The sequence below is a fragment of the Spirosoma areae genome, from assembly GCF_054781775.1.
Genome location: NZ_BAAGTT010000015.1, coordinates 1 through 17,962 on the forward strand (window position 1 = coordinate 1; position 17,962 = coordinate 17,962).

Here is a 17,962-nt window from a genome sequence, read left to right on the forward strand (position 1 = left end):
CCTCACCTAACCCGTAAAACGCTGTCCTTTGCCAAAACGGATGATAGTCATTTTGCGCGTACACTCAACTTTATTAACCATTATAATCAAACTAAATCAGCTTGACATTTACCACTACCTAATTTAACGATGAGTGTAGCTATCAAATCAATCGCCCTCGGATTAGTTCTGGGGGTTCTTTCGATTGGCTGTGCAGTAACCAACATTGGCGCACCAAAAGATGCGGCCAAGCTCACGCCGAATGAGCAGCAGGTTTTCGTGAAAGGAGCTGATATAGGCTGGCTGCCCCAGATGGAAGCAACGGGCTACAAATTTTATAACGACAAGGGCGTTCAACAGGACTGCTTCCAAATCCTGAAAGATCATGGCATAAACACCGTTCGCCTAAGAACGTGGGTCAATCCATCCAATGACCGGCACAGTGGTCACTGTAGTAAAGAAGAGACCGTTGCCCTGGCCCAGCGCGCCAAAAAATGGGGTATGCGGATTATGCTTAATTTTCATTACAGCGATACCTGGGCTGATCCTGGCAAACAGGTCAAACCAGTCGCCTGGCAGGGGCACGACTTTCCAACCTTATTAACCGATGTATATGGATACACGTATGGCGTAATGACAGCGCTGAAAGCGACAGGCATATCGCCCGAATGGGTACAGGTTGGCAACGAAATTCCCGGCGGCATGATCTACCCCGAAGGGAGCACGGCAAACTGGAGTCAATTGGCCCAACTGATTAATAAAGGATATGAAGCCATTAAGGCCGTAAGCCCAGCGTCGAAGGTTATTCTTCATCTGGATCAGGGCAACAACCGGGAGCGGTTCAGAACCTGGTTTGATAACGCAAAGGCACAGGGCGCCCGGTACGACGTCATTGGCCTGTCCTATTACCCTTACTGGTTGCCCGGCAATCCTGATTATACGCTCTCCATTGAGGATTTAGCCGCTAATATGAATGATCTGACCACGCGGTACGGCAAAGAAGTCATGGTGGTTGAGGTGGGTGGCGAGGATACCAACGTTCAGAACACGTATGATATGCTGGTAGCTGTTCAGCGCAAAGTCAGGGCCGTACCGAATCAAAAAGGGCTTGGCGTACTTTATTGGGAACCGCAGGGAGCCAGAAGCTGGAGTAAGTATGCGCTGAGCGCCTGGGGTGCGGATGGCAAACCGACCAAGGCATTAGATGCCTTTCTGGTTGACTAAAGGTAGATTCAGGGATCCGGATAGTCGCTTCATACAGGAGAGTGCAGGAGTCATATACGTTCGGTGGGTACGTACTTTACCTGAAGAATCCTAATCGTCAGAATAGGCTGATGTTTAGGCTCCGGTTACTTTTGAAGATTATAAAACAGATAACGTGGCGGCTTATTGAAATACATCGCTCAAATTGAGTTCTATACCGTTTGTCGGATCAATGAGGGATGCGTCGTGAAAAACAGAGATTTTTTGGTCAGGGGTAAGTAAGAAAATTGTTTGTAGAGATGGTTGTACTAACCAGTCTGAATGCACGCCAGCCCCAAAATAAACATCGAACTTAGCTACCAATTCTTCTACCGACTGCGTAGGCGACAGGATTTCCATAGCGGTTAGTGGTAGTTCAGTCATGCGGATTTCATCATGACGGCTATCAAATGGAATAAGTGGGTACACGCAAATGTCGGGTGTGTAGTCTAATCCACTTATTTTCAATGCGTATCTCTGTTGCAATACGATACTGCTTACGGTAAGCATATAAAATACCTGTAAGATTAGTTTGAATAAAGGCGTGATTTTTACTGGGCATGGGCTTACGGCGGTCGGCTTCGTAATCAGATAGGAGCGGGGCAACGAGCGTTTCCATAAGTCAAGGCTGTTTTAACAAAGATAACAAAACCAGACGGTATACATGAGGAAATATACGAGAACAGGTCTACTCCTGACGGTCCTGCTAATGGGCAGTATCAATATACAAGCTCAGCCCAAATGGCCCGCCATTACGCAGCAAACCAAACCCTGGACGCGCTGGTGGTGGATGGGCAGCGCCGTTAACGACAAAGACCTCACTCGCCTGATGGAACAGTACCGGCAGGCGGGGTTAGGTGGCGTTGAGATAACCCCAATCTATGGCGTCAAAGGCGAAGAGAAACGGTTCATCAACTTCCTGTCGCCGACCTGGATGGACCGACTTACCCACACACTTACGGAAGCGAAACGGCTTGGCCTGGGCGTCGATCTGGCGCAGGCGTCGGGATGGCCGTTTGGTGGTCCCTGGGTAACATCGGCAGATGCCTGTAAATATGTTGCTTACCAGACCTACGCCCTGAAAGCCGGAGAGCGGCTAAACGAAGCCATTACCTACATACAGAAGCCCATCATCCGAACTGTCGGAGAGAAAATTGACCTCACGAAACTAGTGGAGCCGGTCGCAAAAAACCCTGATTTGCAGCTTCATGCCTTCGATCAGGTGCGGTTTGAGAAACCGTTGCCCCTAATAGCACTGATGGCATACCCGGAAAAAGGCGAGCCTATCGACCTGACGAACAACGTAGATGCCCGTGGGAAACTGAATTGGGTTGCCCCCATCGGTAACTGGACGCTCTATGCGGTATTTGAAGGCTGGCATGGCAAGCAGGTCGAGCGGGCGGGGCCGGGGGGCGAAGGCGATGTCATTGACCATTTCTCTAAAACTGCTACGCAGCATTATCTTCAGCGTTTCGATGATGCCTTCAAGGGCCGGAATCTGACGGGCCTGCGGGCATTTTTCAATGACTCCTACGAAGTAGACGACGCGCAGGGCGAAGGCAACTGGACGCCCAACCTATTCGCGGAGTTTACTAAACGGCGTGGCTACAACCTTAGATCCCATTTACCTGCTTTATTCGGCAAAGACGAGGAGGCTATGAACAAGCGCGTTCTGAGCGACTATCGGGAAACCATTTCGGAACTTTTACTGGAAAATTACACCAAAACCTGGAGCGATTGGGCCAAAAGCAAAGGCAAGATTATTCGCAATCAGGCGCATGGCTCCCCGGCCAATATTCTGGATTTATACGCCGTAACCGACATTCCCGAAATTGAAGGGACAGAGATGCTGCGAATCAAATTCGCGTCGTCGGCAGCGAATGTGACGGGCAAAAAATTAACCTCGTCGGAGTCGGCGACCTGGAATAACGAGCATTTTTTGTCGAAGTTGAGCGACATCAAGAAAGACATGGACCGCTTCCTGCTTGGGGGCGTGAACCACACATTTTATCATGGCACCAACTACTCGCCCCAAAGCGCCCCCTGGCCGGGCTGGTTGTTCTACGCAGCCGTGCATTTCAACCCGAACAACACCTTCTGGATCGATTTTAGTAAGCTGAATCAGTACGTAACTCGTTGTCAGTCATTTCTGCAAACAGGCAAACCTGACAACGATGTGCTGGTGTATCTGCCCATTTACGACGCTTATACCCGGCCCGGTAAAGTGTTGCTCCAGCATTTCGATGGGATGGAACATGGCTTTACGGGAATGCCCGTGGAGCGTTACGCCGAAACGCTGCTGGAAAAAGGGTACGGCTTCGATTTTATTTCGGATAAGCAATTGCTCAATGTTACTTCGGCCAATAGACAGTTGCAGACGGGCGGGGTGGGATACAAAACCATTCTTCTGCCCGAAGCGCAGTTTATTCCACTGCCGACATTCCAGCAATTACTGAAACTGGCGCAGAACGGCACAACCGTAGTTGTCTGCGGGCAATTGCCCGGCGATGTGAATGGGTTAGGCAACCTCAACAGCCGCCGAAGCACGTTCAAAAGCCTGCTGGCTCAACTTAAATTCGTGGATACGGAGAAGGCGGGCATTCAGAAAGCTTCAGTCGGCAAGGGGGCGTTTGTGCTCGGAAAGGATGTTGATACCCTGCTGGCCTATGCAGCCGTGAAGCGCGAAGCGATGGTCGATAAGGGTTTGCAATACGTCCGGCGGAGCCACGCAAATGGAAACTACTACTTTATTGCCAATTGGGGCGAAAAGGCGGTAGACGGCTGGGTGCCGCTTCAAACCACCGCCCAATCGGTGGCAATGTACAACCCCATGACGGAGAAAATGGGCATGGCCGGGCTTCGCACATCGGCAGGTGGGACGCGTGAGGTGTACCTGCAACTGGCTCCCGGCGAATCCTGCATTCTGGAAACGAACACGGCCAAAATAAATGGACCAATTTATGCTTACGCCAAACCGGCTGGAGAAGCGCAACCCATCAATGGCACCTGGTCAATCAACTTCGTGAAAGGCGGGCCGACGCTTCCGGCAACCATTAAAACGGATAAATTAGTATCGTGGACGGAACAGAAAGGCGAGGACGTAAAGACGTTTTCGGGAACGGCGGCTTACACCATCACATTCACTAAACCAACCGGAACCGCCACTAACTGGCTGCTCGACCTGGGCAACGTTGCCGAAAGTGCAGTGGTTCAGCTAAATGGGAAGGACATGGGGACACTCATCGGGCCAACTTACCAACTCATTATCCCCGCTACTGCGCTCAAGGCGAGCAACACCTTAATGGTAAACGTTTCCAACAGCATGGCTAACCGCATTATCGACATGGACCGGAATCATGTGGCGTGGAAGAAATTTTACAACATCAACCTGTCGGCCCGCCTGCGCGAAAATCGCGATGAAAACGGAAACTTCACCGCCGAACGCTGGACGCCCAAACCATCGGGTTTGCTCGGCCCGGTAACGCTCACGCCAATGGCTTCAGTAGACGAGGGTGCTTCTATAAGACCCTAACTCCCCACATTCGGGGATTGATTCCCACCCGCGCATCATCGTACTTTACAGGAAATGATTTCTTATGCGCGTGCTTCTCTACGAAGACAACCCGGCTATCCGCGATGCGCTGTTGGTTCTGCTCGATGGAATGCCGGACATTGAACTGGTTGGCGCGTTTCCCAATCCGGTCAGTTGGGCAAGGCAGGTGCGCGATACCCGCCCGGATGTTATTATGATGGATATTGAAATGCCCGGTCTCGACGGCATTCAGGCCACGCAGGCTATCCATGCAGCGTTTCCAGCCATCAATATTGTCATGCTGACCGTCTTTGAGGAGGAAGACAAAATATTTCGGGCCTTATGCGCCGGAGCCGTCGGCTATATCCTGAAAAATTCGACGCCTACCCGCCTGATTGATGCCGTACAGGATGCCCATGCCGGAGGTGCGCCACTCTCCCCAAGCGTGGCGCGCAAGGCTGTGCGCTTCTTTCAGCAGTTGCCACTGGCCCGCTTTGCTCAATCCAATGCCGAGCCGCTAACCAATCGTGAACACGAAACCCTGCGCTATTTAGTGGAAGGGTTGAGCTACAAAATGATCGCCGACCGGATGAGCATTAGCTACGAGACGGTGCGAACGTACATGAAGCACATTTACGAAAAACTTCACGTTGTTTCGATGACCGAAGCCGTCGCGAAGGCGCTGCGGGAGGGCTTGGTGTGACGTGGCGATACCATGCCCTTCCCGCTAAGCCACTCGTCCATAGTCTTCTCCCCGAATTTGGGGATTGACAGTTAGTAAGAACCAGTCCACCTTTGCGATACACAAAACACGTATTGCACCCATGAAAAAACTGCTACTCACCATTGCCTTTGCCGTGACTAATCTGATTCTCTACGCCCAAAATCAGGATATGATTGAGGATTGGGAACGGGCCAAAGCCTACACGAAGGCCTACTTAGATGCCATGCCCGAAGACGGTTATGATTTCCGCCCAACGCCCGACATCCGCAGTTTTGCCCAACAGTATTTGCACACGGCCGCAGTCAATTACCGCTACATCAATTTTGCCACTGGCCAACCCAATCCTTACCCCGGCGATGATCTGGAAAAAGTAAAAGAGATGCAGTCGAAAGCCGCCGTTACCAAAGTGACAATGGAAAGTTACGACGCCGTGATCCTTGCCCTAAAAAATTTAACCAAAACACAGGCGCAGGAGAAAGCAGTCTATTACCGCTGGGAGACTACTAAAGAGATGATATTCCGAAAGGGCCTGGAGCACCTGTCGCATCACCGGGGCCAAACAACCCTCTACCTTCGTCTAAAAGGAGTTATACCGCCCGGCGAAACACTATTGAATGCCACTGAACGAATAAATACTGTTGAGACAAAACCGTAGTCGTCATATGGGCAGGTGAGAAACAAACTTGTTCTACACCCATCAGTATAGCAGCCTACGGTAATACGCAGATTTTCAGTAGCTTTGGTTTATGCGTAAACCATAACCACCATGTTGCTGAAAGGAAAAACGTACCGAATCGTTCCGCAATCGTTCGGGCGGGCGATGGGTTTATTAGTTGGCTTCTGCCTGTGCTTTTCTTCAGCGTTTCCCCAAAAAAAACCCGTCTGGTTTGAGCGGCTCAGTGTGAAAGATGGGCTTTCGAGTAACAACGTGCGTGCCATCATTCAGGATCGGCAGGGGTTTATCTGGTTCAGTACCTACGGCGGCATCAGCCGCTTCGACGGCTACTCGTTCAAAAACTACCAATATGATGCACAGGATACCACTACGCTCGGTAGTAATCACGTTATCGACCTCTGGGAAGACCCAACGGGCATTATGTGGGCGGCAATTTCGAACGGTGGGCTGGCCCGGCTTGACCCACGCACGGATCGTGTCCGGCGGTATCTGGCCAACCGAAATCACCCCGGTGGCCTGCATACCAACGACGTAACGGCCGTTCGGGGCGACCGGTACGGAACTATCTGGGTGGGCACCATCGAAGGGTTGTGCCAGTTCGATCCGCAAACGGAAACCTTTACCCGGTATCGGCACAATCCGACCGATTCGACCAGTATGAGCACCAATACAATGGTTGCCGATTTGTGCGAAGATCACACCGGAACCCTTTGGGCCGCCACCATCGAAAAGGGCATCAATCGCATCAATGTAAAGCAGGGTCAAGCTGGAGAACCGCCGGGCGTTACGTTTACCCGCTATCTGCACAATCCGGCCGATGCGACCTCTATCATCAGCAATCAGGTCATGGATATTTGTGTGGACCACACTGGCGCGTTGTGGATTGGTACACTCAGCGGTCTGAATCAATTTGACCCACGAACGGGCCGTTGCATTGCCCTGTATCAGAATAAGCCTACTAATCCAGCTTCACTCAGCAACAACCGTGTTAATCGGCGATCCATTGCCGAAGATCAGCACCGGAATCTCTGGATTGGCACCGACAATGGCTTAAATCGCCTGAATCCTGAGCGGACCCACTTTGACCGGTTTTATCATGACCCAATCAATCCCCACAGCCTGTCAGACAACGCCATCAACGCCGTTTTGATTGACCGCACCGGTGTTTGCTGGTTCGGCACCAACGATGCCGGTATCAGCAAATTCGACCCGAACCGGCGAATGCTGACCTTTACAGACTATCAGCCGGATCAGGTCAACCCGTTCGGCCGCTATAACATTCGATCCATTTGTCAGGATAATGCCGGAATCTTCTGGATCGGAACGGAGGGCGGGGGACTATTCCGATACGACCCAGCCACCCGGCGATTCCGAAATTTTCGCCGTAGCAATACACCCGACGGCTTATCGACAAACTTTATTGGGCCGATGCTGAAAGACCGCGATGGGAGCATCTGGATTGGCATGGGCAGCGACTGGAAAAGTGGTACGCCGGGGCAGATAGCCCGCCTTGACCCGAAAACTGGTCGGTTTACCACGTTTCTACCCTTTAAGGCGCCCCATAATTACGCCTTCGTGCTGGATATCGTTGAGGATGAACGCGGTATACTCTGGTTCGGAACGGGGTTCCTGGGGATGATTTTGTATGACCGGAAGCAGAATCGCTGGCACCGATACGCGCACGATCCGGGGAATCCGGCCACGCTGCGGGGAAAATGGTCGCGGGCCGTAGTCAGCGACCGGCAGGGGCATATCTGGATCGGTACCGATGCCGGACTGGACCGGCTGGACTATCAAACCGGCCGCATTACGCACTTCATTAATGACCCTAAAATACCCAATAGTCTTAGTTCCAACTACATTATGAGCTTGTGCCTTGATCGGGCTGGCCGGCTCTGGATTGGTACGGATGGGGGTGGGCTTTGTCAGTACGATTCGGCTCATCAACAGTTTATCCGCTACACCCAGAAAGATGGGCTAATCGACAACAGCGTGAGTAATCTGGTGGAAGACAATACCGGAGATTTATGGCTGAATACACGAAAAGGGCTTTGTCGTTTTTCGCCCGGAACCAGCACGTTTACGGCCTTCGATGCCGATAATGCCGATGAGAATTATTTCATTTCAGGAAATGTCCACCTCGGAGCCGCTTTCAAAGCTGGTGACGGAACCCTTTATTTTGGCGGCAAAACCCGTATCGTTCAGTTTCACCCGCACGATCTTCGGTTTAATCCGACCAAACCACCGGTTGTGTTGACCGCTCTACGCTTATTTGACAAACTTCTGCCGGGAAACTACAATGGGCAAACAGTGACGCTCGACCATGATCAAAACAGCCTGACGTTCGAGTTTGCCGCTCTGAATTATACCTCTTCTGAAAAGAACCAATACGCCTACCAACTCGAAAACTTTGAACCGAATTGGGTCTACGCGGGTACTCGCCGAAGTGTTACGTATACCAACCTTGACCCTGGCACCTATACCTTTCGAGTCAAAGGGTCTAATAACGACGGCCTTTGGAATAACGCAGGCACGTTTCTAACTCTCATTATCCAGCCCGCCTGGTGGCAAACCGGCTGGTTTCGGGCGATGCTGCTTCTGACCATAGCGGGACTGATTTATGCCTTTTATCGCTACCGATTGGCGCAGATTCGCCATATTCAACTCCTGCGCGACCAGATCGCCCGCGACCTCCACGACGACGTTGGGGGCGTTTTGAGCGGCATTTCGTTCTACAGCGAAGCCGCCAGCGCCATGCACCGCGAGGGACGCTTTCAGGATTCCTACCACCTCCTGCAAAAAATTGCCGACAACGCCCGTACCACCATTGAGCGCATGAGTGATGTGGTCTGGTCGATGCGCTCCGACACCAACAATGCCCTACGTCTGGCCGAACGATTAGAAAGTTTTGGGCACGAACTGCTGGCGCACCGCAACATCCAGCTAATCGTCGAAACGGAGCCGGTGCTGGAAAAATTTAGTCTCTCGCCCGATGTGATTCGGAACCTGTATTTGATTGGTAAAGAAGCCCTTCATAACGTAGCCAAGCATTCCGGAGCGACGGAAGTACGATTAATGATTTGGCAAACCGGCGGCAAAATAAGTCTAACAGTGCAGGACAACGGGCAGGGCTTTGTCAGCTCAGCCAACGGCAGAGGGAACGGGCTGGACAGCATGATGAAACGGGCCGAAGCTATCGGAGCAACCTATCACCTCAGGAGCCCGCCAAATGGCGGAACCGGCGTGTACGTCGAGCGATGAGGAGCTTCTTCTCCCCGAATTTGGGGATTGACAGCCGCCCGGAAACCAGTCAACTTTGCGATACACAACTCTCGTATCGCACCCCATGAAAAACCAGCTATTCACGATTGCCTTTGCCTTAATTAGCCTCGGTCTCTATGCTCAAAATGCAGACGAAGAAGCGATTAAGAAACTCTGCGTTGCCCAGCACGAAGCCTGGACCAGGCGCGACACTCCGACTCTGCTGGCTATGAACGCCCCTGTTCCCTACAGTAGCCGGTATTGGGCTACAGAAAGTGGCTGGATAGGAGCCGTCAATGGAAGCGACCGAATCAGTAAAGCCTACACCGATGCCATCAGTAAGTCGCCCCAACCCATGAACACGAACGCGGTGCAGTCAAACTGGCAACTCAAACCATTGGGCGAAAACTACTTCTGGGTTACCTATGACCAAACTTCGACTGGCACTGACGGCAAAGCAAACCGCCAAAAAGAAGCCAAGTTATTAGAGAAAATAAGCGGGCAATGGAAGTTTGTATCGGTCATTAGCCTGCCGTTAGCCAAAAACTGATTATTATCCGGTAAAACGTCCGCAACCCCCAAACCAGAAAAACTAATGGAATCGACGACAGAAACTATCCACGCCATTGACATCCCGGTTGCCATTTCGGCTTACGCAGCCCTCGAAGCCGGTCAGCCGCTGATGCCGTACAAGTACACGCCTAAAACGCTAAGTGCTCTGGATGTGGAGATTAAGATTACACACTGTGGCATGTGCCATACCGATTTGCATTTGGTGAATAACGATTTTGGTATTAGTGCTTATCCATTCGTGCCGGGTCACGAAATTGTCGGTGTCGTGTCGCAAGTCGGGGTGTCTGTCACAGACCTGAGTGTAGGGCAGCGGGTTGGCGTAGGCTGGCTGGCCGGTGCCGATTTCACCTGCGAGCAGTGTCAGACGGGCCGGGATAACCTCTGCGTAAATGGCCAGCCAACCTGCTTAGGGCGGGAGGGCGGCTATGCTCAGTATATCCGGGTGGATTCGCGCATGGCTTTTCCAATACCCGATGCTCTGGCCTCCGAATATGCAGGTCCACTCCTGTGCGCCGGGATTACCGTGTTTGCCCCCCTGATTCGACATCATGTCTCGGCGGCTACCCGATTGGGCGTGGTCGGAATTGGTGGTCTGGGGCACCTGGCGTTGCAGTACGGCCGGGCGCTTGGCTGTCAGGTAACAGCTTTTTCCTCGTCGCCCGACAAAGAAACCGAAGCCCGGCAGTTTGGCGCCGACCGGTTTGTGAACACGAGCGCTGAGGGCGCGTTGGCTGCTGCGGCCAACTCCTGCGACTTCCTGCTCTCGACCGTAACCGCCGACCTGCCCTGGGCTGAGTATGTAAACGTGTTACGCCCTGATGGTAAGCTGTGCTTAGTTGGGGTGCCCGATGCGGACGTAAAAATATCCGCCTTACAACTGATTCTGGGTCAGAAGAGTTTGCTCAGCAGTATTATCGGCTCCCGGTCCGAGATACGGACCATGCTCGACTTCTCGGCCCGTCACCAGATTAAACCCCAGATTGAGGTGTTCCCGCTGGCAGAAGTTAACATCGCCCTGCGCCGGATTGCCGACAATTCTGTTCGCTATCGTGCCGTGTTGACGATGGCTTAATCCTATTTTAATGCAAAATAAATAATGGAGAATGAAGGTTGAGTGGCCTTCATTCTCCATTATTTATTTTGCATTATTCATTACCTATTAAACCAGCTCTTCCTCAGGTTGCTCTTGCTTCTCCATGTTGAGGGCGGGGTCTTTCTTGCCAAACCACTTCATCCGAATGCGTTCGTTAACCCAGTACATACAGGGTACAATCACAAGCGTTAATACGGTTGAGAATGTCAACCCGAAGATGATGGTCCAGGCCAGGATATTCCAGAATATCGAACTATCGCCACCGATAACGATGTGCGGATCGAAGTCACGGAAAAGGCCCACGAAATCCACGGTGATACCGAACGCCAGCGGAATCAGACCCAGCACGGCAGCCGACGCGGTCAGCAAAACGGGTGTCAGACGAATACCGCCCCCTTCAATGATGGCTTCGCGCAGGGGAACGCCCCGGCCCCGCAACTCTTCAATGAACTCGATGAGCAGAATCCCGTTTTTCACCACGATACCGGCCAGCGCGATAATACCAATACCCGACATGATGATCGAGAACGTTTTACCGGCGATGACGAATCCAAGAAGCACTCCAATCAGGGAAAACAGGATGGTTACGAAAATAATAAGCGGCTTCACAACCGAGTTAAACTGCGTCGCCATAATTAGGTAAATGAGTAACATCGCGATCCCAAACGCAGATACCAGGAAATCCATCGACTCTTTCTGGTCTTCCTGCTCACCACCAATCCGAACTTCGTAGCCATTTGGCACCTCTAATTCTTTGATAACCCCCTGAATCTGAGCAACAATCTCGTTGGCATTGTAGCCTGGCACCACATCGGAACTCAGGGTAACAATCCGCTCCTGATTCTTGCGGTTAATCTGGCTGAACGTGGTCGAATAGCTGATGTTGGCGACCGACGTAATCGGAACCTGCCGCAGTTGACCACCCATCACCATGTCGCGATAGACGACATTCAGGCTTAACAGCCGGTCAATCTGGCTGCGATCATCCGGTTTCAGTCGAACCATAATTGGGTATTCATCCTTGGCATCGCGGAATTTCGACACCTCAAGACCGAACAGAGCGGTCCGAATGGCCATGGCAACCTGCGCGGAGGAAATGCCTTCGCGTTCCGCTTTTTCGCGGTCGATGTCGATCACGATCTCGGGCTTGTTCGTAATCAAATCCGACTTCAACTGGTCGATGCCCTGAATCCCCGCCTGACTGATTTTCTGCCGAACCTGTTTTTCCAGGCTTCTCAGTTCGTCAAATTCTTCGCCCGCAATTTCGATGGCGATGGGCTTACCCGTTGGCGGACCGCCTGCTTCGCGTTCTACCGAAATTTCGCTGCCTGGCAGGCCCTTCATGGCCGTCCGTACCTTCGCTAATAAGGAATCCGTTGAAATACCGTTCCGCTCTTCATTGCCTTTAAACGCCACCGTCACTTTCGACTTTTGGGGCGTTGCCGACCGGTCTGGATTTTGCGGATCGCCCGCGTTTTTACCGATGTTCGAGATAACCGAGTTGACAATATCCGTCGCCTTGTTGTCGTCAAGCACCTTAAAGACGCGCTTTTCAATCACCCGCGTCACCGAATCCGTTACGCGGGCATCGGTGCCAACGGGCATCACATTATAAACGTAGATGTAATCAGGCTCACCACTGGGGAAGAAAATCACTTTAGGCTTGGCAATGCCAACGATAAAGAATGTCAGAATCAGCAGGCCAAAGGAAGCCAGGATAGCAAACACAGGTCGCCATCCGGTTAATACCCACGAAATCAATCGGCGATACCCATTTTTAAGGCTCGGCAATACGCGCTCCTGGAAGGGAACAATCAGTTTTGGCGTCAGCACATAATGATTGAACACGTACAGGATAATAAACAGAACGAATAAATTGCCAATCCCCCGGTCAATCACATAACCGATACCAGCTAATACGGTCATGATAATAAGGGGCCGTCTGATTTCGGCAAACGTCTGGCGATCTTCGTGGTTATCGTCCTCGTGCCGCTTCATGAACGTTACGGCGAAGACGGGGTTAATCACATAGGCCACAAAGAGCGATGCAAACAAGGTCAGAATGAGTGTTAGCGGCAAAAATTTCATGAACTCGCCCACAATACCCGGCCAGAACAACAGCGGAAAGAACGGCGCAATCGTCGTCAGGGTACCTGACAGTACAGGTGCAAACACTTCGCCCGCAGCCGCTTTCACGGCCTGTTTGATGTCCCAGTCTTTGTTTTGATTGAATAATCGGTGCGAGTTTTCAATAACGACAATGGCATCATCCACCACCAGCCCTAAACCGAGCAGGAAGGCAAACAACACCATAATGTTCAGCGTAAACGATGTGCCGACAACCGGCCCAACCACCGGCATGAGAACAAAGGCTACCAAGGCTGAAAGTGGCACCGAGAGGCCTACGAAAATGGCATCCCGAACGCCCATAAAGAACATAAGTACCAGCACCACAAAAATGAAACCCAGGACGACCGTGTTGATCAGGTCATTAACGTTTTCGCGGGTCCGCTCCGACTGGTCGGCGGTGATTTTAACATCTAAGCCCTTTGGAAAGCGCGTTTCCTTATATTCATCAATCGTTGTTTCAATCCGGTCGGCGGCAGAAATCAGGTTGGCTCCGGCGCGTTTGATCACGTTCAGCGTTACAACCGACTTGTTGTCCAAACGGGCAAAATTCTGCTGCTCCTCGAAGTTATCCCGAACCTGAGCAATGTCGCCGAGCCGAACCGTTGCCCCGGTTGCGGTGCGGATTTGCAGATTCTGAATCTGCGAAACGTCGGTAAACTCACCCTTTACCCGTACTGTCCGGCGAACGCCATCGACGCTCAGATCACCGCCCGATACGTTGACATTCTCACCCTGAATGGCCTGCTGAATATCGGAGAACGCTAACCCTGCCGATTGCATCCGGGGCAGATCGACGTTGATCTGGATTTCCCGCTCCAGCGCGCCAATGATGTCGACACGGCGGATTTCGGGCATTCCTTCAATCACATCCTGCAAATCTTCGGCATACTCTTTCAGTTGTTTCAGAGAGAAATTACCAGCCATGTTGATGTTCATAATCGGCAATTCCGAGAAATCAACATCCTGGGCCGTTGGGCCTGCATCGAGTTTCTGCGGCAGGTCGGGCTTCGCTTTGTCAATAGCATCGCGAACGCGCTGCAGGGCTTCTGCCGACTGCACATCGGGGTTGAATTCAACCAGAATGACCGATACGTCCTGCAAGGCATTTGATTTAATGCGTTTAACGCCCGAAACAGACTTTAACTGCTTCTCAATTTGTTTGTTAATTGTGTTTTCAATATCAGCCGGGGCTGTGCCAACATACACGGTGTTGATATACACCTGCGGTATTTTGATGTCGGGAAACTGCTCTTTCGGCAGATTATTGTATACAAATAGCCCGCCGAGTGTAATCAGGAAGGTGAAGATGTAAATCGCCGTCCGGTTTTCAACGCACCAGTTGGTGAATCCGAGGGTTTTATATTGTTCAAATTTCATGTTGAAATCGTTTGTCGTTTGTAAAGACACAACCCTTTGCGTCTCCTGACCGGATGGTTTTGGCTGACGCATACAAGACGCAAAGGGTTACGTCTCTACAAACTAAAAATTAATCGCTTGTCCGTCAACCAAGTCCTGATAACCAGCCGTCACGATTTGGTCGCCCGACTGTAACCCCTGCGTCACCTCAATTTGACCGCCATATGATTGGCCGGTTTTCACTGTTTTTGCTTTCGCTACTTTCTTACCGCCTTCATTCACTGCCACATAAACTAATTGACCATTCTCTGTGCTTTGAATCAGGTTCTGGTTAATCACAATCGCATTGGCCTGTGTCTCATCATTGATTTTAATCCGGGCCAGCATATTTGGTTTCAGCGAATTGTCGGAAGGTAGTGGCGCTTCGATGGTAAACGTCCGGGTGGATGGGTCTACAATCGTGGCGACAAACGAGATGCGCGAGTTTAGTTTCTTATTGATGTCGGGAAACTCAACCGTTATCGCGTCGCCTTTCCGAACGCTGCCCGCATAGGTATCGGCCACTTTAGCCACTACTTTCAGTTGCGACAGATTGACAACCCGAACCAACCCTACGCCCGGCATGGCCGACTGGCCCACTTTAATCATAACCTGATCGACAACGCCCGAAATGGGGGCCGCAACCGTCGATTGACTCAATTGGGCGTTCATTGTAGCTAACCGGCGTTCGAGCGATTCTTTGTTGTTTTTCGCCTGCAGGTACTGAATCTCCGTACCAATTTGCTGTTTCCACAAAGCCGCCTGTTTTTCATAAACCGTATTCACAAGGGAAAGCTGCGTTTTCAGTTCAGCCATCGACTCCCGCAGCAGTTGGTCGTCCACTTTGGCAATGGCCTGGCCCGCCCGCACCCGATCACCTTCTTTCACGTAAACCGCCGTAACGATCCCGCCCGACTTAGGCGAAACCTGTACGTTGTTTTTTGCATCAATTGTCCCCTGTAACTCCACAAAGTGCCGGAACGTACTGGCGGCCAATGGAGCCACGGTTACCTCTTTCACGCGGGTATCCTCGGCCTTTTTCGGATCGAGTTTAGCAACTTCACTCTCCAGCGTCTTAACTTTTGTGTTCAATTCAGTCTGCTGCGATTTCAACTCGGTGAGTTCATCACGTTTGCTCTGCAAGTCTGACTTTTTCTCCCCTGAGCAGGCAGCGAATAGGCTCACGAGGGCAATGGCGTAGTATGGTTTCATAAGTTTTGGTGAATGAATCATGTGAAATGAACAATGGGTCCTTTCCCTTATTCAGTTAGCATTATCCATTATTCATTATTAATTAAAAATTACTGGCCTGTGTACAGTTTTCCGCTGGCTTTGTCTGCGTCGACTTTGGTTTGCAGGAAGTTATAGAGCGATGCGAAGTAGTTCGTTTGCGCCTGCCGGAACGAGTTTTCGGCATCCAGCACTTCAATATTCGACCCAACCCCTTCCTGATACTTAATCTTCGTTACGCGGGCTACTTCCTGCGCCAACTCAACATTACGTTTCTGGGTCCGAAGCGTTTGCAGGCTGTTGCCAATGGTGATGGTAGCCTGCCGGATTTGCAGATCGATAGAATTCTTCAGCAACTGACCGCTGTTCTGGGCCTTCTGCAACGTAAACCGCTTCTGCTGAGCTAAGTACTTCTTCTGAAATCCATCGAAAATCGGAACCGAGAAATTGATGCCTATAACCGACGAGTTGAACCAGGGAGATGCGAACAAATCGCCAAATTTATTCCGACCGGTATTGTAACCATAATTAGCGAAAGCTGACAGGCGCGGATAGTACTGTTTAGCCACACTCTGAACGTCCAGGTCGGCCAGTTGGATCTGCGATTGCAGTGTCGAAAACTCAATTCGCTGACTGTAATCAAACTCAGCGGCTGCCTGGGCATTGGCCCGCTCAAGCGCATCGAGGTCGATATCCTGGATCTGCTCCGTCAGGGTAATATTGTCGTTAATACCCAGCCCCATCTGAAATTTGAGGAGGTAGTAACTCAGATCAACCAGATTCTTAACGTTTTGACGCTCAGCTTTCAGGTTATTGACCTGTACTTCAAGGCGGCTAACGTCAATTTTTTCGGCGAACCCCTGTTTGTTTAACCCCTGCGTATTTCGGAACAGCGTATCAACCCGGGCAATGTTCAGGTCAAGCAGTTTTATCTGTTGCTCATTCACTAACACCCCATAATAGGCTTTGGCAACCTGCTCAGCCACCGTGATTTTTGAGGCCAGCACGTTTTTCTGAGCCAGTTGCCGATACGTATCAGCCGCCTTCAAACCCAGTCGATACGATGCATCGAACAGAAGTTGGTTAAGGCTACCCGTCAGGCTACCCGAATAGCTTACCCCAAACTGCACCGGAACAGCGGGCGCATCGGCCGAAGCATTTGGATCGAAAAAGACGGCTGGCAAAAAGACCCGCTGAATAATCAGGTTATCCGTTACCTGACCCGATACACTTACCTGTGGTAAAGCTACTCCGCGTACTTCCCGAATACGGGCCTCAGCACTTAAGGCATCTAAACCCGAATTTTTGACATTGATGTTATTCTCAACGGCAAACTTAATGGCTTCGTTGAGCGAAAACTCTTGGCGGTTCTGAGCCAGCAATGGACCGGCGCTACCCAATAGGGTGAGCAGCCAGATCGCCATTGCCTTTTGTCGATTATTGAACTTCATGGTTGTACTGATTAACATACTGATTGTAAATGGTGAAGCCTGTTTCCGTCAGCATACCGCGCACAAAGTGATGCATCAATTCAGACTGAATGTCGTGCATGGTGTACTGGTCTGTTGGGAAGATTTCATTATTAAAAGCCAGTTCAATTTGCTCAACCCGAAGCCGAGCAAGAATAGCCGGATTTATGTCGGATCGATATATACCCTGACCAATACCTTTTTGGATATTTTCAAGAATAGATCGCATAATATGCCCTTCCTTATACTGTCGAAACAGCGCAAATGCCTGCGGGTAGTACCGTTTAATATCCATTAGAAAATTAGGACTAACCTTATCAGCATTCTTTTGCATTAAGTTCAGAACATTCAGAATTTCCTCAACTGGATTGCCAGGCTCAACGACCATACAATCCATCTCTGATTGATTCCTGACCATTTTATCCTGAATAACCTGATAAAGAATCTGCTCTTTATCCGTAAAATGCTGATAAATAGTCTTCTTTGAAATGCCAAGCTGGCGGGCAATATCCTCCATGGTTACGGAGCGGACCCCATATTTCCAAAACAATCGTTCGGCCTCTGCCAAAATTCGTTCCTTCATCAAGTAAAATAGAACTTTTACAGGAAGAACTACGGAAACTCAAATATAGTTCTGAGTTTCCAGTTTATTTTTTAC

At 50.8% G+C, this 17,962-nt stretch carries 13 protein-coding genes; 7 read left to right on the forward strand and 6 right to left on the reverse strand.

Features of this window, described 5'->3' with window-relative positions; genetic code table 11:
- Positions 1-129: 129 nt before the first annotated feature.
- Complete coding sequence (locus ACYVI1_RS05910; protein WP_460907762.1) at positions 130-1,203, forward strand: glycoside hydrolase family 53 protein; 1,074 nt, start codon at positions 130-132, stop codon at positions 1,201-1,203.
- A 162-nt stretch (positions 1,204-1,365) separates the two neighbouring features.
- On the opposite strand, the gene ACYVI1_RS05915 is transcribed toward ACYVI1_RS05910, so the two are convergent.
- Entirely contained in the window at positions 1,366-1,650 is a 285-nt protein-coding gene (locus tag ACYVI1_RS05915) for a Uma2 family endonuclease (RefSeq protein ID WP_460907764.1), read from the reverse strand.
- A complete protein-coding gene (locus ACYVI1_RS05920; protein ID WP_460907766.1) occupies positions 1,628-1,840 on the reverse strand; it encodes a hypothetical protein in 213 nt (70 codons plus the stop codon). The genes ACYVI1_RS05915 and ACYVI1_RS05920 overlap by 23 nt, the downstream gene beginning before the upstream one ends.
- A 45-nt stretch (positions 1,841-1,885) precedes the next feature.
- On the opposite strand from ACYVI1_RS05920, the gene ACYVI1_RS05925 reads away from it, so the two are divergent.
- The 6 genes from ACYVI1_RS05925 to ACYVI1_RS05950 all read left to right on the forward strand — a co-directional run bounded on the left by ACYVI1_RS05925 (position 1,886) and on the right by ACYVI1_RS05950 (position 11,059).
- A complete protein-coding gene (locus ACYVI1_RS05925; protein ID WP_460907767.1) occupies positions 1,886-4,753 on the forward strand; it encodes a glycosyl hydrolase in 2,868 nt (955 codons plus the stop codon).
- A gap of 64 nt (positions 4,754-4,817) precedes the next feature.
- Positions 4,818-5,456: a response regulator transcription factor gene (locus tag ACYVI1_RS05930; RefSeq protein ID WP_460907768.1), complete on the forward strand. Its 639-nt coding sequence runs from the start codon at positions 4,818-4,820 to the stop codon at positions 5,454-5,456.
- Between the two features lie 121 nt (positions 5,457-5,577).
- Positions 5,578-6,132, forward strand: coding sequence for a DinB family protein (locus tag ACYVI1_RS05935; RefSeq protein WP_460907769.1), 555 nt, complete (start codon positions 5,578-5,580; stop codon positions 6,130-6,132).
- Between the two features lie 111 nt (positions 6,133-6,243).
- On the forward strand, positions 6,244-9,414 hold the full coding sequence (locus tag ACYVI1_RS05940) for a two-component regulator propeller domain-containing protein (protein WP_460907770.1): 3,171 nt from the start codon (positions 6,244-6,246) through the stop codon (positions 9,412-9,414).
- 85 nt (positions 9,415-9,499) lie between these two features.
- Positions 9,500-9,964, forward strand: coding sequence for a hypothetical protein (locus tag ACYVI1_RS05945; protein WP_460907772.1), 465 nt, complete (start codon positions 9,500-9,502; stop codon positions 9,962-9,964).
- 45 nt (positions 9,965-10,009) lie between these two features.
- On the forward strand, positions 10,010-11,059 hold the full coding sequence (locus ACYVI1_RS05950) for an NAD(P)-dependent alcohol dehydrogenase (RefSeq protein WP_460907774.1): 1,050 nt from the start codon (positions 10,010-10,012) through the stop codon (positions 11,057-11,059).
- An 87-nt stretch (positions 11,060-11,146) separates the two neighbouring features.
- Here the strand turns inward: ACYVI1_RS05950 and ACYVI1_RS05955 are convergent, their stop codons facing one another.
- From ACYVI1_RS05955 to ACYVI1_RS05970, 4 genes are all read right to left on the reverse strand, one after another.
- Positions 11,147-14,587: an efflux RND transporter permease subunit gene (locus ACYVI1_RS05955; RefSeq protein ID WP_460907776.1), complete on the reverse strand. Its 3,441-nt coding sequence runs from the start codon at positions 14,585-14,587 to the stop codon at positions 11,147-11,149.
- 102 nt (positions 14,588-14,689) lie between these two features.
- Positions 14,690-15,817, reverse strand: coding sequence for an efflux RND transporter periplasmic adaptor subunit (locus tag ACYVI1_RS05960; protein ID WP_460907778.1), 1,128 nt, complete (start codon positions 15,815-15,817; stop codon positions 14,690-14,692).
- Between the two features lie 89 nt (positions 15,818-15,906).
- Complete coding sequence (locus tag ACYVI1_RS05965; protein ID WP_460907780.1) at positions 15,907-17,286, reverse strand: TolC family protein; 1,380 nt, start codon at positions 17,284-17,286, stop codon at positions 15,907-15,909.
- Complete coding sequence (locus ACYVI1_RS05970; protein ID WP_460907782.1) at positions 17,273-17,887, reverse strand: TetR/AcrR family transcriptional regulator; 615 nt, start codon at positions 17,885-17,887, stop codon at positions 17,273-17,275. The genes ACYVI1_RS05965 and ACYVI1_RS05970 overlap by 14 nt, the downstream gene beginning before the upstream one ends.
- Positions 17,888-17,962 lie beyond the last annotated feature (75 nt).